The 23,879-nt window shown below is 42.3% G+C and carries 20 protein-coding genes and 1 other RNA gene; 7 read left to right on the forward strand and 14 right to left on the reverse strand.

Going from position 1 to position 23,879, the window contains the following annotated elements; genetic code table 11:
* Window positions 1-361: 361 nt before the first annotated feature.
* Together ffs and AABI99_RS09335 are read right to left on the reverse strand one after the other, a co-directional pair.
* Window positions 362-458: signal recognition particle sRNA small type (gene ffs / locus AABI99_RS09330), an RNA gene on the reverse strand.
* A 138-nt stretch (window positions 459-596) separates the two neighbouring features.
* Complete coding sequence (locus AABI99_RS09335) at window positions 597-1,472, reverse strand: DUF3014 domain-containing protein (RefSeq protein WP_338365436.1); 876 nt, start codon at window positions 1,470-1,472, stop codon at window positions 597-599.
* A gap of 219 nt (window positions 1,473-1,691) precedes the next feature.
* Between AABI99_RS09335 and AABI99_RS09340 the strand changes: the two genes are divergently transcribed.
* A complete protein-coding gene (locus AABI99_RS09340; RefSeq protein WP_338365437.1) occupies window positions 1,692-2,837 on the forward strand; it encodes a patatin-like phospholipase family protein in 1,146 nt (381 codons plus the stop codon).
* A 10-nt stretch (window positions 2,838-2,847) separates the two neighbouring features.
* Here the strand turns inward: AABI99_RS09340 and AABI99_RS09345 are convergent, their stop codons facing one another.
* Window positions 2,848-4,821: a monovalent cation:proton antiporter-2 (CPA2) family protein gene (locus AABI99_RS09345; RefSeq protein ID WP_338365438.1), complete on the reverse strand. Its 1,974-nt coding sequence runs from the start codon at window positions 4,819-4,821 to the stop codon at window positions 2,848-2,850.
* A gap of 133 nt (window positions 4,822-4,954) precedes the next feature.
* Here AABI99_RS09345 and AABI99_RS09350 point away from each other — a divergent pair, with 133 nt between their 5' ends.
* Complete coding sequence (locus AABI99_RS09350; protein ID WP_338365439.1) at window positions 4,955-5,851, forward strand: GGDEF domain-containing protein; 897 nt, start codon at window positions 4,955-4,957, stop codon at window positions 5,849-5,851.
* A 67-nt stretch (window positions 5,852-5,918) separates the two neighbouring features.
* Here AABI99_RS09350 and AABI99_RS09355 read toward each other — a convergent pair whose 3' ends face one another.
* From AABI99_RS09355 to lpxB, 6 genes are all read right to left on the reverse strand, one after another.
* Window positions 5,919-6,257 carry a hypothetical protein gene (locus AABI99_RS09355; protein ID WP_338365440.1) on the reverse strand — a complete coding sequence of 113 codons (339 nt, stop codon included), beginning with the start codon at window positions 6,255-6,257 and terminating at the stop codon, window positions 5,919-5,921.
* On the reverse strand, window positions 6,258-7,562 hold the full coding sequence (tilS, locus tag AABI99_RS09360; protein ID WP_338365441.1) for a tRNA lysidine(34) synthetase TilS: 1,305 nt from the start codon (window positions 7,560-7,562) through the stop codon (window positions 6,258-6,260).
* A 91-nt stretch (window positions 7,563-7,653) separates the two neighbouring features.
* Entirely contained in the window at window positions 7,654-8,610 is a 957-nt protein-coding gene (gene accA, locus AABI99_RS09365; protein ID WP_338365442.1) for an acetyl-CoA carboxylase carboxyl transferase subunit alpha, read from the reverse strand.
* A 16-nt stretch (window positions 8,611-8,626) separates the two neighbouring features.
* A complete protein-coding gene (dnaE, locus tag AABI99_RS09370; RefSeq protein WP_338365443.1) occupies window positions 8,627-12,118 on the reverse strand; it encodes a DNA polymerase III subunit alpha in 3,492 nt (1,163 codons plus the stop codon).
* 3 nt (window positions 12,119-12,121) lie between these two features.
* Window positions 12,122-12,724 carry a ribonuclease HII gene (gene rnhB, locus AABI99_RS09375; RefSeq protein ID WP_338365445.1) on the reverse strand — a complete coding sequence of 201 codons (603 nt, stop codon included), beginning with the start codon at window positions 12,722-12,724 and terminating at the stop codon, window positions 12,122-12,124.
* Window positions 12,714-13,871: a lipid-A-disaccharide synthase gene (gene lpxB / locus AABI99_RS09380; protein ID WP_338365447.1), complete on the reverse strand. Its 1,158-nt coding sequence runs from the start codon at window positions 13,869-13,871 to the stop codon at window positions 12,714-12,716. Before lpxB ends, rnhB begins: the two co-directional genes overlap by 11 nt.
* Before the next feature lie 290 nt (window positions 13,872-14,161).
* Between lpxB and AABI99_RS09385 the strand changes: the two genes are divergently transcribed.
* From AABI99_RS09385 to cydC, 5 genes are read left to right on the forward strand one after another with little or no spacing between them, the layout of a single operon-like run.
* The gene (locus AABI99_RS09385; RefSeq protein WP_338365449.1) at window positions 14,162-15,745 is read left to right on the forward strand and encodes a cytochrome ubiquinol oxidase subunit I; all 1,584 of its coding nucleotides are present in this window, start codon (window positions 14,162-14,164) and stop codon (window positions 15,743-15,745) included.
* Window positions 15,742-16,881 carry a cytochrome d ubiquinol oxidase subunit II gene (gene cydB, locus AABI99_RS09390; protein WP_338365451.1) on the forward strand — a complete coding sequence of 380 codons (1,140 nt, stop codon included), beginning with the start codon at window positions 15,742-15,744 and terminating at the stop codon, window positions 16,879-16,881. Before AABI99_RS09385 ends, cydB begins: the two co-directional genes overlap by 4 nt.
* A 12-nt stretch (window positions 16,882-16,893) precedes the next feature.
* A complete protein-coding gene (cydX, locus tag AABI99_RS09395) occupies window positions 16,894-17,058 on the forward strand; it encodes a cytochrome bd-I oxidase subunit CydX (protein ID WP_004586934.1) in 165 nt (54 codons plus the stop codon).
* Window positions 17,048-18,820, forward strand: a complete 1,773-nt coding sequence (gene cydD, locus AABI99_RS09400; RefSeq protein ID WP_338365458.1) for a thiol reductant ABC exporter subunit CydD — start codon at window positions 17,048-17,050, stop codon at window positions 18,818-18,820. Before cydX ends, cydD begins: the two co-directional genes overlap by 11 nt.
* A complete protein-coding gene (gene cydC, locus AABI99_RS09405; RefSeq protein WP_338365460.1) occupies window positions 18,813-20,555 on the forward strand; it encodes a thiol reductant ABC exporter subunit CydC in 1,743 nt (580 codons plus the stop codon). The genes cydD and cydC overlap by 8 nt, the downstream gene beginning before the upstream one ends.
* On the opposite strand, the gene AABI99_RS09410 is transcribed toward cydC, so the two are convergent.
* From AABI99_RS09410 to AABI99_RS09430, 5 genes are all read right to left on the reverse strand, one after another.
* Window positions 20,538-20,930 carry a septal ring lytic transglycosylase RlpA family protein gene (locus tag AABI99_RS09410; RefSeq protein ID WP_338365461.1) on the reverse strand — a complete coding sequence of 131 codons (393 nt, stop codon included), beginning with the start codon at window positions 20,928-20,930 and terminating at the stop codon, window positions 20,538-20,540. The genes cydC and AABI99_RS09410 overlap by 18 nt on opposite strands.
* A gap of 136 nt (window positions 20,931-21,066) precedes the next feature.
* Window positions 21,067-21,837, reverse strand: coding sequence for an acyl-ACP--UDP-N-acetylglucosamine O-acyltransferase (gene lpxA / locus AABI99_RS09415; protein ID WP_029773689.1), 771 nt, complete (start codon window positions 21,835-21,837; stop codon window positions 21,067-21,069).
* 2 nt (window positions 21,838-21,839) lie between these two features.
* Entirely contained in the window at window positions 21,840-22,292 is a 453-nt protein-coding gene (gene fabZ / locus AABI99_RS09420; protein ID WP_338365465.1) for a 3-hydroxyacyl-ACP dehydratase FabZ, read from the reverse strand.
* 27 nt (window positions 22,293-22,319) lie between these two features.
* Window positions 22,320-23,342, reverse strand: a complete 1,023-nt coding sequence (lpxD, locus tag AABI99_RS09425) for a UDP-3-O-(3-hydroxymyristoyl)glucosamine N-acyltransferase (RefSeq protein WP_338365467.1) — start codon at window positions 23,340-23,342, stop codon at window positions 22,320-22,322.
* Window positions 23,343-23,349: 7 nt separating this feature from the next.
* On the reverse strand, window positions 23,350-23,868 hold the full coding sequence (locus tag AABI99_RS09430; RefSeq protein WP_004586927.1) for an OmpH family outer membrane protein: 519 nt from the start codon (window positions 23,866-23,868) through the stop codon (window positions 23,350-23,352).
* Window positions 23,869-23,879: the final 11 nt, after the last annotated feature.

The following is a 23,879-nucleotide window of genomic DNA, read 5'->3' on the forward strand; positions in this document are numbered from 1 at the left end:
GCACGCATACATAAGGGTGGTCTATCATTTTCTATTTTAGTTAACCAATTTTGGAGAATTAATTTTTCTTTATTCATTCACTAGCCTCGAAAAAACAGCAACAACTTTATCTCGACATTTGTCGATTTAAAAACCGACAAATGTCCATATATCACACTGCATTCATCTTAGCCCTCGAATAAGTACCTGTAAACAATAAGTTAATTTAGATTCATAAGTTGCTGATGTAGAAATACACCAAAATGGGAGAGAACAGTAATATTAGATAAACGACAATCGTAATGCTTAATATTTAACGCTGTTAGTAATGGATAATTTGAAAAGGATTTAATTTCACCCAAATGAGGAATCTGGGTGGCAGTCTTACCAGCCACATCTCGGCACACACGTCACAAACTGTGGCTGCTCCCTTCCGGGCCTGACCAGGTTCGCCTGCTAGTGTTGCGAGAGGACCAATAAGACTACCATTGAGGGCCTTGGTTGGCGCGGGAAGGATTATCTCTACTTTTGGTGTGTTATTCAAGGGATAATCAAAAAAGAAAGTGCGATTGCATACTTCATATACAATCGCGGTTAAATACAGCGTTTAATGCCTATTAATTACGCTCTAACTCGGCTTTTATTTTACGCAGTGCTGCTTTTACTTTTTTCATGTTTTCTGGGCCCATACGTAACAGCTGTTTTTGTGCAGCCGGTAGTTGCTCCCATTCAGAAAACGCATACTGATAAGTAACCGAATCGCGCAGTAGCGGTAACTCGCCTTCTGGCTCTGGTGTATCAAGCAATAACTCAATTGCATCTTCTAGCGTTTGATTAAATTCATCATCGCCGTAGCCAATTTCGCTGTACGCGTTGTTGATTAATGGCTTGTATTGCTCGTATATACGCACAGCTTGGGCAGCGCTCATACTTGTAAACACTTTGACATACGGTGTATAGCGCTCGTAGCTGTTAGGATCAATGGTTAAAATGTCCCCTTCGTTTACGCTAAAGTCTTCTTCTGGTTTAACTACGGGCGTATGCTTTTTAGCAATTTTGCCTCTGGCTATATTATCTATAAATACCACACCACGGCGGATTACATCGTCGGTGACCATTAGGCTCATTACTGAGTCACTCAGGTATTCGTCCATTTTAGCAACCACTACAGTGTCGCTTTCATCAAGCGTTGGTAAAGGCTCTACCACTGGCTCTGGCTCAGCTGCACGTTGAGTCGGTACATTTAGCTCAGCTGGCTTTTCGGGCTTGACTGATGGCGCTTCTACCACAGGGTCGTTTTCTGGCTTTAGCTCCATTACTGGTTGCTCTTTAGGCGGTTGCTCTACCTCTGTACGAGTTTGCGGCTCATCAGTGGGCGACAACAAAACAAACGCAGCGGCACATACTAAAATAATTAAAATAATAACGGCGAATAAAAAATTGTTTTTAGGCGGACGTTTTTGAACATCTGACGCTTCTGGTTTATCTGACATACAAACTCCATAAATTTAAATGCATAATTACTCAGAGTACGCTGAGTGGAAAAAATTCACTCTTGGTAATCACTATTTCTTTAAATATAGGCTTTACAACATAAACCTACACTTACTAAAACAACGAGACACAGTAACTCAGTTATTCTTTGATTCTTCTAGCTTAAAGACTTAAAGTTGATAAATAAAGAAAAGACGTTAAGTAGCTTAAGCACCCCTATGAAAATCCAGCAAGTTAATCCGCATAAACCTAAAATAGCCCTATTACTTACAGGTGGTGGCGCTCGCGCTGCTTATCAAGTGGGTGTGCTCAAAGCACTTGCTCATAGTATGCCCCGTACCGCACCATTGCCTTTTAGAATTATTAACGGCACCTCTGCAGGCGCGATTAATTCGGCGGCTTTGGCCTGTTATGCTTCGTGTGCGCATTTGGCCGTACGTAAGCTTGAGTCTGTCTGGAAAAACTTTTCAACGTCTATGGTCTACAAAAGCGACTTTTTAAGTGTGTTTGGCCATATTGCGCGTAACATTTTAACTAGTTTTCAGTCTGAGCATATAAACCACCCTCCAGGCAGTTTGCTAAATAACCGCCCTTTGCGCGGTTTATTAAACGAAATTTTAGACCTGCACCGCATTGAGCGTAATTTACACCGTAATTATTTAGAAGCGATTTCTATTACCGCCTCTAGTTATACAACCGGAGACTCAGTGGCGTTTTTTCAGTCGAACACTAATAAGCCTTGGCAACGCGCTAAGCGCGAAGGTCGCCCTATGCGCATTAATGTTGAACACTTAATGGCATCAAGCGCCATTCCTATGGTTTTTCCAAGTGTTAATGTATTTAACCATTATTTTGGCGATGGCTCTATTCACCAACTGTCACCGCTTAGCCCGTCTATTCATTTAGGCGCTGAAAAAATATTTATTATTGGGGTGGATCAACCCAAAGAGTCACACCCGGCGGGTTATTCCCCCCATTACCCTGGGCTTTCTGCAGTAGCGGGGCATTTACTCGATAGTGTGTTTAGCGACACTATGCAAGCTGACCTTGAGCGCCTTGAGCGTGTAAACCGTACCTTAGGCTTACTTCCTGCTCGCGATAAACATCAAGAGCTAAAACAAATTGATAGCTTTATTATTAATCCATCAAAAAACTTTAATGATATTGCCGCCCAGTATTACAGCGATATGCCATGGGCCATTAAGTTACTGCTGCGCACAATTGGTGTAAAAAAGCATTCGCAATCAAGTTTAACTAGCTATTTATTGTTTGAAAAACGCTACACGCAGCATCTTATTCAAATTGGTTACGAAGACGGCATGAAAAAGCTCCCCGAAATACGTCAATTTTTGGAGCTCGATTAAAGTACGTGCTTTATTCAAGCCCATCAAGAAGGTAATGCTCTACTCGCTCTACCCGCCTTGGTTTACCTTGTAATACCAATACATCATTTGAGCATAACGTAGTACTGGCCGATGGAGTGTCTATTTCTTGTCCCGCTCGGCGTAGTGCTTTTACGCTAACACGGCGCTTAGATAAATTAAGCTCATCTATTGTTTTATCCACCGCATAGGCTTGAGCAGGCAAGGCGACTACATGTAAATACTCTAAGCGCTCAGAGGAGGTCTCTTCACTGTCTTTAAAATAGCCCGCATAAAAACTTTGCATAAGTGGGTAGCGATTACGGCGCTCTTTACTCACACGGCGTACAATGCGTGTCATCGGTACCCCCGACATCGACAATACATGTGAGACCAACATTAAACTGGCTTCTAACGACTCTGGCACCACTTCGGTAACACCGAGCTCTTTTAAGCTATTTAATTGGCTATCGTCGCGGGTTCTTATAAGTATTTTAACGTTAGGCGCAAGTTGTTTTATAGCATCAATTACCATGTGTGCATGTTCAAGCTCGGTAAAGGTAATAATCACTAAGCGTGCTCGCTCTACCCCTGCACATTTTAAAATATCTTTTTGTTTTACATAGCCAAATATTACAGGTTCACCTGCGGCTTTGCCCTCTTGTACTAAAATAGGGTTACTTTCTATGGCAACATAATCTATGGCTTCGGGCTTTAAAAATCGCGCTATAGTTTGCCCTACGCGAGAAAAGCCACAAATAACCACGTGATCGTTATATATGGTGCTACTTTTTGGCTCGCTTTCTCTGGCAATACTTGGGTACTCTAAAATACCTAACTGCTTTAAAATAAGTGGGGTTTTATCAATTAAAAACGGGGTTAACGCCATCGAAAGCACCCCTAAGGCAATTAAAAACGAGGCTTGCTCTGAGTTGAGCAACGCATGCTGACTAGCTAAAGCAATAAGCACAAACCCAAACTCCCCCATTTGCCACAGCATAATGCCACATGCCAGCGAGTCTTGATTGCGTTCATGCATTAATCTGGCACTTAATGCCAGCACAGTAATTTTTAAAATTAATAAACCTAATAAGGCGCCTAAAATCACTAGAGCATGCGAAAGCACAAACAAAATGTCGAGCTGCATGCCCACGGTTACAAAAAACAGCCCCATTAAAATATCGCGAAATGGCCTAATATCGGCCTCTAGCTGATGGCGGTAGTGGCTTTCTCCTAACATCATGCCGGCTAAAAATGCCCCTAGCGCCATTGATAAACCAAACATATACGTTAAAAAGCCGGCAAATAACGCCACTAAAATGGTGGTAAGTACAAACAGCTCATCGGTGCGTGCCTGCGCTATTTCGTTAAATACTTTAGGCAATACCCATTTACCAATCGCCCACAGTAATAAACATACAAACGCACCTTTTGTAAGCGCAAACACCAGCGCCCAACTAATACTTTGCGAATCGCTTGAGGCAAATAACGGCAGTATAATAAGTAAAGGCACTACGGCAATGTCTTGAAACAGCAATACACCTACGGCAAGTTGCCCACGGCGTTGGTTTAAATCCCCTGTTTCTTTAAGTAGCTTAACCACCACAGCGGTTGAAGAAAGCGCCATGATTGTGCCAATAGTGAAGCTTGTGAGTAAACTAAAGTTTAGGCAATATAAAATAATAATAAATAATAAGCTGGTTACGCCAACTTGTAACGAGCCCAGTCCAAATACTATATTGCGCATAGCCATGAGCCGCGATATAGAAAACTCGAGCCCTAAACTAAACAGTAAAAAAACAATGCCTAACTCTGCAATAAACTCAATTTCGTGAGATTGTGTAAGCCAGCCAATGCCATGGCTGCCTGCTAAAAGCCCCGTTGCCAAATACGCTAAAATGGGCGGCAAGCCAATACGCTTAAAAAACCATACAAAAATCACTGCCGCTATTAATAAGCCAAAAATTTGTGCGTTAATACTTTGCAAGTTTGGCCTCCAGCGTCAATAAAACTAGGAAATGGACTTTAAATATAGCAACCATATGTTTATCCAGCAATTTTAAAATATGGCATAAAAATCGCTTAATAAGTGCTAAGTAACACTCTGGGGGAAGATTTTAATGGAAAATGTCCATATTTTGACACAACGTGTATCTGGCCGCGGTGATTTTTTGCCGTTTTCAGCAGAGCACTCGCACACAAATGAAACAGCGGCAACGCACAATTTAGTTACCGAGCTGCAAACAAGCTTAGTAATAGAAGATGTATTAGCGATCTATTCAAAGTTTGCAAAGCAACTACTTAATTTTTCAGGGCTGCAGTTTCAATCAACGCTTGGCACTTCGCAAACCTCAGATAGCAATACCAATGCAAGCCCATATTCTTTCGACCTTAGCATTGGTCGCGAGCACTTAGGTCAGTTAATTTATTTTAGCCAATACCCTATTAGTAAGGCGATTGAAAATAAGTTACGCACTTTGCACAGTGCTCTTGTGTACCCACTACGTAACGCTATGATGTACAGCCGAGTATTAAAACTTGCTACAAAAGATGCACTTACTGGCTTGAATAATCGTAGTCAATTTAATGACATATTATCGCAAAAGCTCGAAAACTGTCGCCGTTACCAGCGTCCTTTTAGTTTAATGCTACTTGATTTGGACAACTTTAAGCAGGTAAACGACAACTACGGCCACAAAGTAGGTGACGATGTGTTAAAAGAATTTTCGCAGGTCCTATGTAGCAGTATCCGCGGCACAGATTCAGTATTTAGATTTGGTGGTGATGAGTTTTCTTTGATTATTGAAGACCCAGAGTTTACAACAAACAAAGTGATTGCCGAGCGCATTATGCACCTAGTAAGAAACTCTAGCCTAATGACTAAATACAAAGTAACCACCAGCATTGGCTTTACCCTTGCCAGCAGTCAAGATTGCGAAAACGAAATATTTGCAAGAGCCGATAAAGGTTTATATAAAGCAAAAGCCTCTGGGCGTAACTGCGCAAAAGCCTATTAAAGTTTATTTAACCGTATTATTTATAAAAGCTTAGCTTCCCCCGCTAAGCTTTTTTATTACCAATTGACTATTTATTAGTCAGTAGCTTATATACAAAAAGGGCTGCACAAAAACCAAAAAAGAAGCCACTCACTAAATTTAATAATGCGGCAATACTTGCAAGCGGGATAAATAACACTAAAACCAATGGCAAACTTACGCCTAATATAAAAAATAATCCGCCTTTACCTAGCCAATAGGCAAGCAGTAATACCGCCGATATCACCCCACCCACGACGGCATAACCTAACGTGATAATATTAAGCTCAAGTAAACCATTAGCCACAGCAGCGACCAACGCAGTTATTAACATCCCCATTGGCGCTTTGCCTACTAACGATAATCCCACATGTGGCTGTTTATTCATTTATTTACACTCCCAAAAAATGCCGTTTTCATCTTGGTGTTTTTCACTCACAAAATAACCTACTACTTGCACAAGCTCGTCGTTATAAAATATTAAAGGCACGCGCCCTCTTAGCCATGGAGCTACTTTTGCATCTTTAAACCAATGCTTAAGCGTATTGCTGCCTGGCTTTTTTAACGGTTTTATACGCGCACCATTACAATTAAAGCGCACAGTCACTTGCTCGTTTGCTAAAGGAGCGCGTAGACCTTTGCCTTGTTGCTTTATTAATACGCGCCCATCACTAAGTGTTAGCTCATTGCTCGTTAGCGCTTCATCGGCTAATAGCGTTTGCGGTGTCACAAAATACAAATACCCTTGATGGCGACGTATTTGCCCCTCACTTAAATCAACTTGCATTTGCGCATCTGCCTGCGCATTTATGGCTTGATTAATTAATTGCAAAAGCTGCTGCTTTGAGGGCATGACTTGGGTAAATAAGCTAAGCCAGGCACGCACTACATTGGTTATCCGCACGTCACTGTAGGCGTTTAGCTGGCTAACACTAAGAGCTTGGTGGGCGTTTATACTTTGTTTTAAATCAAGTTCAGTGTACTCATCGAGTAGCGCTTGTTGTTGCTGTAGTAACTCTATGCTGCGCCCAGCACAGTGTTCAAAGCCTTTAAAACGCTTTGCAAGCAAAGGCACTACACGTGCGCGTAAAAAGTTACGATCAAAGCGCTCATCGGTATTTGAGTCATCTGTAATATGCGAAATATTAAACTGTTCGGCAAAGTGCTCTATATCACTGCGCGTTATGTTTAAAAGCGGCCTGTAGCATATTCGCCCGCTTGGTAATTCACGCATTTTTTGCATTGCGCCTAACCCTTTTAAGCCAGAGCCGCGCTTTAATCGCAATAAAAATGTTTCTATTTGATCGTTTAAATGCTGCCCCAGCAAAATAACACTGCCCACGGGGCTTAGTTCATCAAGTGCTTTGTAACGCGCCTCACGTGCCTGCGCTTCAAGGCTTGTTCGTGTTTGTGGGTTTATTGTTACTTGCGCTGCGTTAAACGGTACGTTTAGCTCAGTACATAAGTTTTGGCAAAAGCGCTGCCAGTCATTGGCGTTTTGACTTAAACCGTGATTTACATAAATCGCATTTACCTCTAACGCTGGCATTTCTTGCTTTAGCACGTGCATTACATGAAGTAATACCACCGAATCAACCCCACCCGAAAGCGCCACTGTAAAGTGGTGTTGCTGATGCTCATAAAAATCGCTGAGAGAATGTTTAACATGTTGATAGATAGGTGATGTTTGCATGCAATACGCTATAAAATTGATGATAGTGGTATTTTAAAACAAAAAAGCCGCATAAGCGGCCTTTTTTAACAATTAATGCAATGGTTAGCTATTAGCAGTAACCAAACGACATTAAACGTTTGTAGCGCTGTTCAAGCATATCCTCAAGCGAGAGCGCTTGTAAATCAGCAAGGTCACGCTTAAGTTGTGCTTTTAAGTTACGCGCCATTGCATCGTAATTGCGATGTGCGCCACCTAAAGGCTCTTCAACTAAGTTGTTAATTAAATCAAGCTCTTTAACACGCTCTGCTGTCACACCCATTGCTTCTGCTGCAAGTGGTGCTTTTTCTGCGCTTTTCCATAAAATAGACGCACAGCCTTCTGGTGAAATTACTGAGTAAGTACTGTATTGCAACATGTTAACTCTATCACCAACACCAATGGCTAATGCACCACCTGAGCCGCCTTCACCAATAACCGTACAAATTGTAGGAACCTTAAGCGCTGCCATAACTTTTAGGTTACGTGCAATAGCCTCAGACTGACCACGCTCTTCAGCGCCTACACCTGGGTACGCCCCTGGCGTATCAATAAAGGTCATAATAGGCATTTTAAAACGCTCGGCCATTTCCATTAAGCGTAACGCTTTACGGTAGCCTTCTGGCTTTGGCATGCCAAAGTTACGTTTGATTTTTTCCGCTGTGTCACGCCCTTTTTGCTGGCCAATAACCATAACTGGTTCGCCATCTAAACGTGCAATACCACCTAAAATAGCCGGATCGTTAGCAAAAGTACGATCGCCTGCCAACTCGTCGAATTCTGTGAAAATGCGCTCGATATAATCTCGAGTGTATGGACGCAACGGATGACGCGCTAACTGCGATACTTGCCAAGCGCCTAAATTTGAGAAAATTTCCTCTTTTTGCTTAGCGCTTTTTTCTTTTAATTTGCTGACTTCCTCTTCTAACTCAAGGTCTAATTCGCCAGCGCGGCTTATGCTTTGTAATTCTTCAATTTTTGCTTCTAATTCTGCAATCGGAAGCTCAAAATCAAGATAATTGAGGCTCATGCTCTAAACTACCTAATCAGTTAAATTCTAGTTCTACATCCTGTGCCGCCATTAGTGATAACTTATGAATTAAGTCGTCGCTCGGCGTAACACACCATTCGATCCCTAGGGTTAATTGAGCCAACGCATCGGGGCGTTGGTAATAAACCTTGATCGGACACGTTCCCATTTTATAAGGTTCGAGTACTTTTTGTAATTTATCGAAGAAACCTGCCTCGATTTGCACCATGTTCAGCGTCATTTTAATCGCTTTAATGCGTTTTTCACGCGCCTGCGCAATAGTGTTTATTTCTCTAGCGGTCATTGTAATGCCACCGGAGAAGTTATCAAAGCTGACCTGTCCAGATATGACCAAGATATTGTTTACTTGAAGCATTTCTTGGTACATTTCGAACTGTTCTGGAAACAAGCGTACATCAATACGGGCGCTCTTGTCATCTAAAGTTATTAAGCCCCAACGATTTCCTTTTTTATTTATTAAGGTTCGTGCTGAAATAACTAAGCCCGCAGCCGTAGAGAGTACATCACGATTAGTTGGCTGTAAATCCACCAGCTTACCACTGGTGTAATGTCTCAGCTCCCGACGATACTGATTTATTGGATGCCCAGTTAAATAAAGGCCTAGTGTGTCTTTTTCGCCATCAAGCCATTGATTATCGGTAAGCGGTGTGGCTTTTATAAACGCTTGTTCAACTTCATCAGGCTCGGTGGCAAGTAAGCCAAATAAATCGCTTTGCCCAAGTTGCTCAGCTTTATTGTGCTGATCGGCTGCGCGCATGGCATCTTTTAAACTTGCCAATAACGTTGCACGCCCTGCTTGGGTTTTATCTGGCCCAAGTTGGTCAAGTGCACCGGCATAAATGAGTTTTTCGGTGACACGTTTATTCAAACGTTTTAAATCAACACGGGCACAAAAATCAAACAAATCTTTAAAAGGGCCGCCTTTTTCGCGCGCCTCTAAAATAGCCTCTACCGGTGCTTCACCTACGCCTTTTATGGCGCCAATTCCGTAAACAATTTCCCCTTTGAGGTTTACCGTAAACTTAAATTCGCCGGCGTTTACATCTGGCGGCAATAAGGTGAGTTTCATGTTTTCACATTCATCCACCAAAATAACAATTTTGTCGGTGTTATCCATATCGGCCGACATTACTGCAGCCATAAACTCTGCAGGATAGTGCGTTTTCATCCACAGCGTTTGGTACGATACCAATGCATACGCCGCCGAGTGAGATTTGTTAAAACCATAACCGGCAAACTTTTCTACCAAGTCGAAAATTTTAATCGCCAACTCGCCGTCTATACCATTATTACGCGCCCCTTCTTCAAAGGTCGAACGCTGCTTGGCCATTTCTTCAGGTTTTTTCTTACCCATCGCACGGCGAAGCATGTCAGCGCCACCTAGCGTATAACCGGCGAGTACCTGCGCTATTTGCATTACTTGTTCTTGGTACAAAATAATGCCGTAAGTAGGCTCAAGTATGGGCTTTAAGCTTTCGTGTTGATATTGGGCATCGGGGTATGAAATTTCTTCTCGACCAAGCTTACGGTCGATAAAGTTATCTACCATGCCTGATTGAAGCGGGCCTGGGCGAAACAAGGCAACTAGTGCAATCATATCTTCAAAGCAATCGGGCTTTAATCGGCGTACGAGGTCTTTCATACCACGGGATTCGAGCTGAAATACCGCCGTTGTTTCGGCGCGCAGTAATAGCTCTATACTTTTTTTATCATCCAGTGGAATAGTGTTTATATCAATGGGCGCTTTGCCTTCGCGCTTCATGCGCTCATTGGTCATATCTACCGCCCACTGCAAAATGGTCAGTGTACGTAAACCTAAAAAGTCAAACTTTACCAGCCCTGCAGTTTCTACATCATTTTTATCAAACTGGGTAACCGGAAACTTACCTTCGTCATCGCAATATAGCGCAGCAAAGTCGGTAATAGTGGTTGGCGATATTACAACACCACCGGCGTGCTTACCGGCATTACGCGTACACCCTTCGAGGATGCGACACATGTCGATTAAATCTTTTACCTCTGAGTCGCCATCGTAGGCTTCTTGTAAGCGCGGTTCTACCTCAAACGCTTTGGCAAGCGTCATCCCCGGATCGCCTGGGATCAGCTTAGAAATACGATCAACAAACCCATATGGGTGGCCCAATACACGACCCACATCGCGTATTACCGCTTTTGCCGCCATCGTACCAAAGGTAATAATTTGTGATACCGCGTCTCGGCCATACAATGCCGATACGTGATCAATTACTTCATCACGCCTATCCATACAAAAATCGACATCGAAATCGGGCATTGATACACGTTCAGGGTTTAGAAATCGCTCAAAGAGTAAGTCAAATTCCAGCGGATCTAGGTCAGTTATTTTAAGTGCGTAAGCCACTAATGAACCTGCACCCGAACCACGTCCTGGCCCTACTGGAATATTGTTATCCTTACTCCACTGAATAAACTCCATTACGATTAAGAAGTAGCCTGGGAAACCCATTTGGTTAATGACATCTAGCTCTACTTTTAAGCGGTCGTCGTATTCGCCCCGTTTTTCTTGTCGCTCTTGTTCATCGGGGAATAAAAACTGTAGTCGCTCTTCAAGACCATCTTGCGAGACCTTAACCAAAAAGTCTTCAATTTTTAACGAGCCTGTGGGGTAATCAGGCAAAAAGTATGTGCCTAGTTGAACGGTTACGTTACAGCGTTTGGCTATTTCTACCGTGTTTTGCAGCGCCTCTGGAATGTCGCTAAACAGCTCCGCCATTTGCTCAGGCGTTTTTAAGTATTGCTCTTGTGAGAATCGCTTAGGGCGACGTTTGTCATCAAGGGTATAGCCATCATAAATAGCCACGCGTATTTCATGTGCTTCAAAGTTTTCGGGCTTTAAAAAAACCACTTCGTTGGTGGCAACAACCGGCAGCTGCTCTTTATGGGCAAGCTCTACCGCCATATGCAGGTAGTCTTCTTCCAGCGGGCGGTTGGTACGAACAAGCTCTAAATAGTAATGATCGCTAAAATGCTGCTTATAAAAGCTCACCACAGATTCAATAACGCTTGGGTTATTTTTTAATAAGGCTTTACCTAAGTCACCATCTTTGGCACCAGAGAGAATAATAAGCCCTTCTTTGTGCTTTACCAGCCATTCTCGGTCTATTACGGGGCGATGAAATAGATGCCCTCGCTGATACGCTTCGGATATCAATAGCGTGATATTTTTATAGCCATCATTATCTTTAGCTAGCAATGTAAGACGACATGGCTCATCTGGAAACTCTGGGCTGCGTACCCAAAAGTCAGCGCCAACTATGGGTTTAATACCTGCGCTATGCGTTGCGCCATAAAACCGTACTAAACCACAAAAGTTCATTTGATCGGTAATAGCCAGCGCGGGCATTTCAAGCTCTTGCGCTTTAGCGACGATAGGCTTGGTTTTGGCCAGGCCATCGACCATCGAAAAGTCTGAGTGAACGCGTAAATGTACAAACTCTGGTGCAGCCATTATTTATGCCTCGCCCTTTGCTTGCATCAGCACGCGCTGTACCGGCTTAAAGCTTTTACGGTGCTCATCAATTGCGCCATATTGCTCAAGTGCTGCAAAATGCGCCTTAGTTGGGTAGCCTTTATGTCCTGCAAACCCATATTGTGGGTAGCGCGCATCAAGCTCAAGCATTTCGTCATCACGCGCTACTTTAGCTAAAATAGAGGCTGCTGAAATTTCTTCTACTAAGCTGTCGCCTTTAACAATGGCTTGTGCCGGCATTGCTAATTTAGGTAAACGGTTGCCATCTACAAATACAAATTCGGGTTGCGTGCTTAACCCTTCAATTGCGCGCGTCATCGCAAGCATAGTTGCCTGTAAAATATTGAGCTCGTCAATTTCAGTTGGACTACAACGGCCAATAGCGTAGCACAAGGCTTTTTGTTTTATTTCTATAGCCAGTGCTTGACGTTTTTTATCGGTTAGCTTTTTAGAGTCAGCCAATCCTGCAATCGGATTCGCTGGGTCAAGTATTACCGCAGCGGTAACAACGTCACCAACTAGCGGGCCACGCCCTACTTCATCTACACCGGCAATAAAGGTTACGTTGGGTCGTTCAATTTGCATTTATTAACTCCGCCACAGCCTTGGCTGCTTGTTTACTGGCATTTAATCTAATTTTTTCGTGTATAGCTAAAAAGCGGGCTTTTAGGTCTTTATTTTCGCTGTTAAGCATAGGCGAAAGCGCGCCTGTTAAATTAGCCACATTACATTCACTTTGTAAAAATTCCGGTACGAGCTCTTCATCAGCTAATAAGTTCGGCAATGAAAAATATTTAATGTTAAAGGTAAACAAAGTTTTAAAAATCCAGTAGCTCATTGGCTTAATTTTATAACCCACAACCATTGGCTTTTTATAGAGCATACCTTCGAGTGTCGCTGTGCCTGAGGCTAATAAAATAGCGTCGGCCGCTTGCATGGCTAGTTTTGACTGCCCATCGAGTAGATTTACATTCAAGTTTGGCGCGGTGGCATTTAAAATATCACTAAATTGCGCTTTACGTTTTTCGTTAACCAGCGGTACGACTATTTTAAGGTCTGGGTTTTGCGCTTGTAACTGCGCAGCGGTTTTAATATAGGTTTCGCTTAGCAAGCCCACTTCCGAGCCACGGCTGCCTGGCAGTAACGCCAGCACTTTGTCATCAAGGCTTAAGCCTAGTTCTGCACGAGCTTGGCTATCGTCGTGCTCAAGGGCAATATCATCTGCTAAGGTATGCCCTACAAATGTACACGGCACTTGATGCTTATCGTAAAATTCTTTTTCAAATGGTAGTAAAGCAAGCACTAAATTTGTGGCCGCGCTGATGGTATGAATGCGCTTTTCACGCCATGCCCACACCGAAGGGCTCACGTATTGTATGGTTTTAATACCAGCCTCTTTTAAAGGTTTTTCTACGCGTAGGTTAAAATCTGGCGCATCAATACCTATAAATACATCAGGGGGGTTATCAACAAAATGCTGTACTAGCTGTTTACGTATTTTAAGTAAACGCGGTAAACGCCCGAGTACTTCAACCAGCCCCATTACTGAAAGCTCGTCCATGTCGTAAAGCGTTTTACAGCCTTGCGCCTGCATTTTTGGCCCAGCAATGCCTTCAAAAATAGCATTTGGAAAGTGCGTTTTAAGTGCTTTAATTAAGCCTTCGCCTAAAATATCGCCCGACAGCTCACCGGCCACAATACCAATACGAAGTTGTTTTTTCTCTTTATTCATTCGACTTTATTTATCAGGCATTCATAGCGGTTAGTTTACCGTGTTTTAGTGTTTGATTAAACGCTTTAAATCGATGGTTTTTGGAACCAAAATAGATACAAGAAATTGTACATATTTAATACTGATGTAGTATGGTGAATATATATTAACTTTTTCTAATATACTTATTGACAAAAATTGTGCAAACGTAAATAATATTTCAAACTTTCAGTAATTACTGAAAGTTTATTAATTCTGACTTTGCCGATTATCGATTGCATCGTTGACCCGTCACCCTCAAGGAGCTAAAAATGATAGATGAAACCTTTGTCGATCTATCGCGATTGCAGTTTGCTGTTACCGCACTCTTTCATTTCTTATTTGTACCTTTAACCATAGGTATGACCTGGATATTAGTTATTATGGAATCGGTTTATGTGATGACCGGTCGCGAAATATATCGTGATATGACTAAGTTTTGGGGCAAATTGTTTGGTATTAACTTTGCCATTGGGGTGGCAACAGGCCTCACCATGGAATTTGAGTTTGGTACCAACTGGTCTTATTACTCACATTATGTAGGCGATATATTTGGCGCGCCGCTAGCTATTGAAGGCTTGATGGCGTTCTTTTTAGAATCAACCTTTGTGGGTATGTTCTTTTTAGGCTGGGATAGGTTAACTAAACGCCAACATTTAGGCGCTACCTTTTTAATGGCGCTGGGTACTAATATGTCGGCGCTATGGATATTAATTGCCAATGGATGGATGCAAAACCCTGTGGGTGCAGAGTTTAATTATCAAACCATGCGCATGGAAATGACTAGCTTTGCTGAGCTTGTATTTAACCCGGTAGCACAAGTTAAGTTTATTCACACTGTATCGGCAGGTTATGTAGCAGCCTCTATGTTTGTACTGGGTATTAGCAGTTGGTACATATTGAAGGGCCGTGATTTAGCCTTTGCTAAGCGCTCGTTTTCGGTGGCATCAGGCTTTGGTTTAGCATCAATACTGTGTGTTATTTTATTAGGTGATGAATCAGGTTATGAAGTAGGCGAAGTGCAAAAAGTAAAACTAGCCACCATAGAAGCTGAGTGGCACACCGAAGAAGCGCCTGCAGCCTTTACAGCTATTGGTTTCCCTGATTCAGATGAGCAAGTTACCCATGCAGCAGTGAAAATACCCTATGCATTGGGGATTATTGCTACCCGCTCTCTAGATGAGCAAGTCGTTGGTATTTCTGATTTAGAGAAAAAACACGAAGTACGCATTCGTAATGGCATGATAGCGTACGAATATCTCGAAAAGCTCAGAAATGGCGAAGACAGCGAAGAAAACCTAGCTAAATTTGACTCCCTTAAAGATGATTTAGGTTATGGCTTATTGCTCAAACGCTATACCCCCAATGTGGTAGATGCCACAGAGGAACAAATTCAAATGGCGGTTAAAGACTCTTTCCCTAGAGTGGGCCCTATGTTTTGGTCATTTAGAATAATGGTTGCCTGTGGCGTAGTAATGCTCGCCGTGTTTGTACTGGCATTTTATTACAACGCACACCGCATTATTGAGCAAAAACGCTGGTTGCTGTGGGCTGCAGTATTGAGTATTCCACTACCTTGGATTGCAATAGAGTTTGGCTGGATCGTTGCAGAATATGGCCGCCAACCTTGGGCAATATCTGAAATATTACCAACCTTTTTAGCGACTTCGTCACTGACGGTCAACGACATTTTAATTAGCTTAACTGGATTTATTATTTTTTACACCGGCCTTGCTATTGTAGAGGGATGGTTAATGCTGCGCTTTATTAAACAAGGCCCAAGCTCGTTACATACAGGTAAGTATCACTTTGAATTACCAAACAAAGCAGATAAAGACGCAGGAGAGCAGTTATGATTTTTGATTATGAAACATTGAAAATGCTGTGGTGGTTGCTCATTGGCGTACTGCTTATAGGCTTTGCAATTACTGATGGCATGGATATGGGCGTCGCGATGCTGCTTCGCCTAGTGGGTAAAACAGACTCAGAGCGCCGTACGGTAATCAACACCATTGGCGCCCATTGGGATGGTAACCAAGTATGGTTTATTACCGCAGGCGGCGCTTTATTTGCAGCGTGGCCTATGGTGTATGCCGCCGCATTTTCGGGTTTTTACTTTGCTATGATGCTGGTCTTATTTGCGTTATTTTTTAGACCGTTAGGTTTTGACTACCGCTCAAAAATAGACTCTAAACGCTGGCGTAAAAACTGGGATTGGGGCCTATTTGCAGGCAGCGCCATTCCCGCTTTAGTATTTGGTGTAGCCTTTGGTAACTTATTTTTAGGTGTACCGTTTAACATTGATAACCTACTGCGTGTAAGCTACCAAGGCTCATTTTTTGGCTTACTTAATCCATTTGGTTTGCTAGCGGGTTTAATCAGTGTAGCCATGTTAATTGCCCATGCAGGTATGTGGTTACAATTGCGCACAGCAGATGCAGTTGCTCAGCGCTCTGCGCAATATGGGCGCTATGCCTTAGTGGTATTTATTGTTTTGTTTGCAGCAGCTGGCTTTTGGGTGGCAAACATTAATGGCTACCAAATTGTATCGATGCCTGATACGCAAAGCCACGCGGATCCACTGGCAAAAGTGGTCAGCACAGCAAAAGGGGCATGGCTTAACAACTACAGTGAGCGCCCATGGACAATAACCTTCCCTATTTTAGGTTTTGCTATGGCATTCAGTGCCCTGCTTTTCTCAAAGCTTAACAAGCCAGCACTTGGGCTTATTTCAACCAGCTTTATGTTAATTGGCGTTATTATGACGGCGGGAGTGTCGCTGTTCCCATTTATTATGCCATCGGTTAATAACCCTGATATTAGCTTAACTATTTGGGATGCTGTATCGAGTCACAAAACACTTAATATTATGTTTGTTGCTGTTGTTATATTTATTCCGTTAGTCCTAGCCTACACCACGTGGTGTTACGTAAAAATGTGGCGCAGAGTAACGGTCGAAGAAATTGAAAATAACACACACGGTAGCTACTAAGGAGACTAAATTATGTGGTATTTCGCTTGGATTTTAGGGGTACTTTTAGCCTGTACTTTAGGGGTTATAAATGTAATGTGGTACGAGTTTCATCAAAATAAGAACAGTATTGCTGATGATGAACAACCTATGCACGATTTACTAAACGAAGCTAACAATACAAAAGATGACGACTAACCCCCGACCAAATCGCGCGCAGCAGCAATCTCTGCGCGCTTTTTTAAAAAAGCAAAGTAAACCTGCCGGTGCATGGTTAAAGTTAAGCATTGCACTGGGCACATTTAACGCTATTTTAATGATTGCTGGTGCGTATTTACTGGCACAGGCTATTCACAACGTCATGTTTGCAGGTGCAAGCCGTGAGCAAGTCACTCACTTACTTTGGCCTCTTGCGGGTATTATTTTACTCAGAGCCCTGTTTTTAGCAATTAGCGAAAGGCTCAGTGCTTATGCGGCACTTAAAATAAAGTCGGCTATGCGCCAAACCTTATTAACCAAATTAACGCAACTTGGCCCAAGTTATATTGAACAACACGGCCAAGGCGCTACACTCAACACCTTACACAATGGCGTTGAAGCACTGCACGATTACTACGCTAAATATTTACCTGGTGTTGCTTATAGCGCGCTTATTCCAGTGGCCATATTAGTGGTTATATTTCCTACTGATTACAAGGCAGGCTTAATATTTTTATTAACCGCGCCGCTTATCCCATTTTTTATGATTTTGGTTGGCCATAAGGCCGAGGCACTCAATCAACAGCGCTGGCAACAATTAGCTGTACTTGGTAATTACTTTTTTGACCGCGTACAGGGTCTAACACAACTTAAACTGTTTAATGCAACGCAAAAAGAGCTTAAACAAATAGCCAAAATTTCTGATGACTTTAGACACGCAACACTCAGTGTTTTAAAAATTGCCTTTTTATCATCATTCGCACTGGAATTTTTAGCCACCATTAGCGTGGCACTCGTTGCGGTAATTATTGGTTTTAGACTGTTTTTTGGCACGCTTGATTTTGCAACTGGTTTTGTTGTGTTACTACTCGCTCCAGAGTTTTATTTACCACTTCGCCAATTAGGCAGTCACTACCACGCCCGTTTGCAAGGTATAAGCGCTGCGGCCGATATGGTCACTATTTTAAATGCGCCACTTCCTGAGCAATCACAGCAAAATGAAGCAAAGTTTGAGGAGCCTATAAATTCAATAAGCATAAACAACTTAAACTTTACCTACCCTGACAGTCATGAAGGCATAAAAAATATAAACTTTACGCTACCCGCTAAAGGGTTAGTGGCTGTAGTGGGCGCAAGTGGCTCGGGAAAAAGTACTTTATTTGATTGTTTATTAGGGTTTCACCCGCAGGTAATTGAGCAAATAAGCATTAATAATAAACCACTTGATGCATCAAGTATTAATACCTTACAAAATGTCATTGCGTGGATCCCACAAACCCCAACGCTTTTTTATCAAAGCATTAGCGATAATATAAAAATAGCAAAACCAGATGCTACACAACTAGCGCTTGAACAAGCCGCACACCAAGCCGGCGCATTAGATTTTATAAACGCACTACCAAATGGTTTTGCAACTTTCATAGGGGAGCAAGGCGAAGGACTTTCTGGCGGGCAAAAACAACGTATAGCCCTTGCCCGCGCCTTTTTAAAGCAAGCACCTATTTTAGTGCTGGATGAACCCACTGCCCACCTCGATAGCCAAACCGAACAGCTTATTCAGCAAGCTATTAATGAGTACGCTAAAACCCATTTAGTATTGGTCATTGCCCATAGGTTAAACACGGTAAAAAACGCGAGCAATATCCTTGTTATGCAAGATGGTGAGATAGCTCAACAAGGTACCTACTCACAACTTACCCAGCAAAATGGAGCGTTTAGCGAACTGCTAAGCACTCAAGTGCAAGGAGCAAACAATGACTAATTTTATTAGGCTCTTAAAGCTGTGCCGCCCACATTATAAAGCCATGTTACTGGGCACTTTTTTAGCCACGTTAACAGTACTTGCTAATGTGGGGTTATTAGCAATTTCGGGGTGGTTTTTAGCGTCTATGGCTGCAGCCGGTATTACTGGTGTCCATATGAATTACTTTACCCCTGCAGGAACCATTCGGTTTTTAGCAATTGTACGCACTGCATCGCGCTACGGCGAGCGCTTAGTAACTCATAACGCAACATTTTTACTACTTAGTGAAATACGCGTTAATATGTTTGCCACGCTAAGCAAGCTAAACAATGTAGATCTAGCAATGAGTCGCAGCGCCGATTTAGTCAACCGCTTACAAAATGACGTAGATGCGCTCGATAAATTTTACTTAAACATATTACTGCCAATGCTGGTGGCGCTTTTGAGTGTGCCAATTATTATGGTGTTTATGGCGGCTTATAATGCCAACGTTGCGCTTATTTGTTTTATCGGCATATTATTAATCGGTGTTGTTTTACCAGCCTTATTAAGTGCTAAATTAAATAAAAATAGCCATAAAGAAACACAGCTCAGTGCACAACTTAGATCGGAGTTATCCGACACCCTAACAGGCCTCAGAGAGCTGAGTGTTTATCAGGCGAGTGCTGGACAAATTTCAAAATGTGATTCGCTAAACAAACAATATAACCACCAACTTTATAGCCGCCATAAAGCACTCGCAAACAGCGACGGTTTAAGCTTGCTGGTTGTGCAACTAGCGATGCTAGGGTCCATAGTCACTATTGTACCGCTTGTTTACAACGGCGCCATGGTGAATGTTGAACTGGCTATGCTAAGCCTATTTGTACTAGCAAGCTTTGAAAGTGTATTACTGCTTCCTAACGCATTTATAGAGCTACCCAGCGTACTAAAAGCCGCCGAGAGGCTTTTCTCACTTGAAGATAAAGTCGCAACGCAAGAAGCTAATAGCGCCGAGTTAGTTGAGATGCGGTTTGATAAAAACAATACAAGTTTGACGCTCAATAACATTGGCTATAAATACCAAGAGCATACTGCATTAACTAACATCAGCTTTACCCTTAAAGCACAGCAAAAAGTAGCGATTGTAGGTAGAAGTGGTAGTGGTAAAACTACATTAGTTAATCTACTTACCGGTTTATGGCCTATGCAACAAGGTAGTATTAGGTTAAGCGATGGCAATAACGTGGAAGATTTTCACACATTGAGCAATGATACCCGCGCACGGATCATCAATATACTCGCGCAGCAACACCACATTTTTGATGGCACATTAAGTGAAAACTTACGCTATGCAAAGCCAAGTGTCACAAAAGAAGAAATGCTTGAAGCCATCAAGCTGGCCCAGCTAGAGCCTTGGTTTATTGAACTCCAAGATGGTTTAAAGACACGCCTTGGTACAGGTGGTAGAAGCGTATCACAAGGCCAATCAAGGCGCATCGCTATTGCGCAAGCGTTGTTACAAAACCCCGCTATTTTAGTTCTTGATGAGCCTACTGAAGGGCTTGATAATCAATCTAAGCAAACGGTAATGAACGCGATTATGCAGGTAATGAGTAACGCAAGCGTACTTACTATTACCCACGACCCTGCTTTATTAGCGCAAATGGATAATATTATTTGGCTAGACAATGGCAGCCTGGTAGCACAAGGCACGCACAAAGCACTTAGCGAAAAATATTCCGATTATGTTGCCCTAACTACCCGGTTTTAAAACGCTGATTGATACATCTATAACGCCGACTTTAGGGTCGGCAATTTTTTTAAACATACCTAACGACAAATCAATAACTCGCCCTCTAACGTACGGGCCTCTGTCGTTTATTCTCACGATTACCGATTTATTATTTGCCAAGTTTGTCACCTTTACTTTTGTACCAAAGGGTAAATCTAAATGCGCAGCAGTGGATGCGTTTTGGCTAAATGTTTCGCCGTTTGCGGTTGTCCGGCCATGGTATTTATTAGCGTAATAGGAGGCTTTACCTAGCTGAGTACGCTCGCCATTAGCAGAGGTAACGATAGGTTGGCTGCTACACGCAGCTAAAATTGATAAAAAACTGAGAGTAAAAATTAACTTAGTAAGGGACATAACCGCGCTTTAATTTTAAAAAATCGCGCAAAGGTTAACCTTACGTGGCTGAGTGTGAACTGAATTAAAATAGTCTATAGGCAATAAAAAACCACCATCGATTACTCTTAGGTGGTTTTTTTAAAAGCAACAGCGCTTATCTTACGATACCGCGCTCAGAGCTTTTTACAAAATCAATCATAGTTTGCACAGCAGGATACTTAGCGGCATCTTCACTTAGTGAGGCAATTGCTTCATCAACACTTAAGCTCTTACGATAAAACGCTTTATAAGCACGGCGTACAGCCATAATTTCGTCGCTTTCAAAGCCACGACGCTTCATACCTTCTTTATTGGTCGCTGCAGGGCCTGCTGGCATACCAATAGTGGTTACAAATGGCGGTACGTCTTTATTAACGCCTGAGTACATACCAATAAATGCATGATCACCAATTTTACAGAACTGATGTACACCTGAGTTACCACCTAAAATAACCCAATCGCCCACATGCACGTGGCCTGCAACGCTTGCGTTATTAGCAAATATAACGTTATTACCAATTACGGCATCGTGAGCAACGTGGGTATACGCCATAAATAAGTTATTGCTACCAATTTTAGTAACACCTTGGTCTTGAATAGTACCACGGTGAATGGTTGCACACTCACGTATAACGTTGTTATCGCCCATAATAAGCGTGGTTGGTTCGTTGTTATATTTTTTGTCTTGGCAGGCTTCGCCTACTGACGCAAATTGGAAAATATGATTGCCAGAACCAATTGTAGATGGTCCTTTAATAACAACGTGAGACTCAATAATACAGTCATCACCGATCACAACATCATTGCCAATATAACTATATGGACCAACTGAGACATTGTTGCCTAGTTTAGCGCCAGGTTCGATTATTGCTGTAGAATGGATCACTATTAAAACTCTCTTCTCGCACACATAATTTCGGCACTACACACAACTTTGCCATCAACTCTTGCTTCAGCTGCAAATTTCCATATATTGCGACGCTCTTTTAAAAACTCTACATGCAAATGCATAGTATCACCTGGTACTACAGGCTGTTTAAAACGCGCATTATCTACTGCAGCAAATAAGTACAGCTCGTTGTCGCCACGGTTCTCAACTGTTTTAAAACCAAGTAACCCCGTTGCTTGTGCCATGGCTTCTAATATTAGCACACCTGGAAAAATTGGCTGGTTTGGAAAGTGGCCTGTAAAAATTGGCTCGTTAACCGACACGTTTTTAATCGCATGGAGCTTTTCGCCAGGCGTAAAGTCAATAACACGATCAACTAAAAGCATCGGGTAGCGGTGTGGTAATAAACTTAAAATTTCTTGAATATCAAGGCTATTTAATTCGTTTGCCAAAATAGCATCCTTATTTGTGTTCAACGTTTATGACTTAGCCAATGCTTCAAGCGCTTTAAGACGAGCTTTCATGTCTGAAAGGTTACGCAAGTGAGCAATTGATTTACGCCATTCTTTATTAGTTGTATGGGGCATACCAGATGAGTAAATACCCGGCTCGGTGATCGATTTTGTCACCATACTCATGCCGGTAATTATAACACCATCACATACTGACATGTGACCATTAATTGCTGTCATCCCGCCAATTTGGCAGTTTTTACCTATAGTTACACTACCAGCAAGTACTGTACAGCCTGCAATGGCAGTACCCGAGTTAACTTCAACGTTGTGTGCTATTTGACATTGGTTATCAATGATCACATTGCTATGTATAATCGTGTTATCAAGTGCGCCACGGTCAATTGTTGTACTTGCCCCCACTTCAACCTTGTCACCAATAATCACAGAGCCTAGCTGTGGTATTTTAACCCACTGCCCGCGCTCGTTTGCATAGCCAAATCCATCACTGCCAATCACAGTATTTGCTTGGAACAAACAATCAGCGCCAATTTCAACATCGTGATAAATAGTCACACTCGGCCAAAGCTTTGTGCCAGAGCCTATTTTAACACGTTCGCCGATAAAACTGTTCGGACCAATTTGTGCATTATCCCCAATGATAGCACCGGCTTCTATCACTACATTGGCGCCAATGGCAGCACTGTTACTTACCGTTGCAGTTGGATGAATAGTCGCACTTGCGTGAATACCTTGCTGTGCCGCTTGTGGGGTTGTATCCATAAATTGTGCAAGCTTTGCATAGCTTACATACGGGTTTCCAACAATAACTTTTGCGCCACTAAAGTACGGCGCATCGGTTTCACTAACAATAACTGCGCTGGCTTGTGTAGTTTCAAGCTGGGTGCGATATTTTGAGTTCGCTAAAAATGCAATATGCCCAGAACGGGCATTTGCAAGTGTAGCTATTTTTGTAATTTCTAAAGCGCCATCACCTTGAAGTTCGGCGCCTAGAAGTTCCGCAATTTGCGAAAGCGTATAATTTTGCATAGAGTGATTATTTCTTACTAACTGCTGATACAACTTTGCTTGAAAGATCAGTTACTTCTTTAGGGTTAAAGTAAATAGTCGTGTCTTTTACTTTAACTTCATCGAAGTCGCCGTCTTTAGCAATTTCTTCAATTGTTTTAATGATTAAACCCTGAACTTTAGCAAGCTCTTGGTTTTGACGCGCTTTGATTTCTTGCTCTAAAGGACGACCTTTTTCAGCAAGGTTTTGTTGCATGCCTTGGATTTTATCACGTAGTGCATCTTTTTGAGCTTGGCTCATTGTCGTGCTTTCACGCTTAAATTTTTCTGCTTCAAAGCGAATATCGCCTTGTAGTTTTTCAAGCTCTTGACGACGCTCAGCAAACTCAGTTTGTAAAGACTGCTCAATTTTAGCCATTTGAGGAATTTGCTTGTAGATCTCTTGCATATCAACAATGCCTACTTTATGGGCGAATGCACTTGCAGAGGTGCCCATCATCAATGTTGCTAACACGGCTACGGCTGTTGATTTAAATAATTTTTTCACAAAAAACTCCT

The organism is uncultured Pseudoalteromonas sp. (assembly GCF_963922945.1).
GTDB lineage: Bacteria > Pseudomonadota > Gammaproteobacteria > Enterobacterales > Alteromonadaceae > Pseudoalteromonas.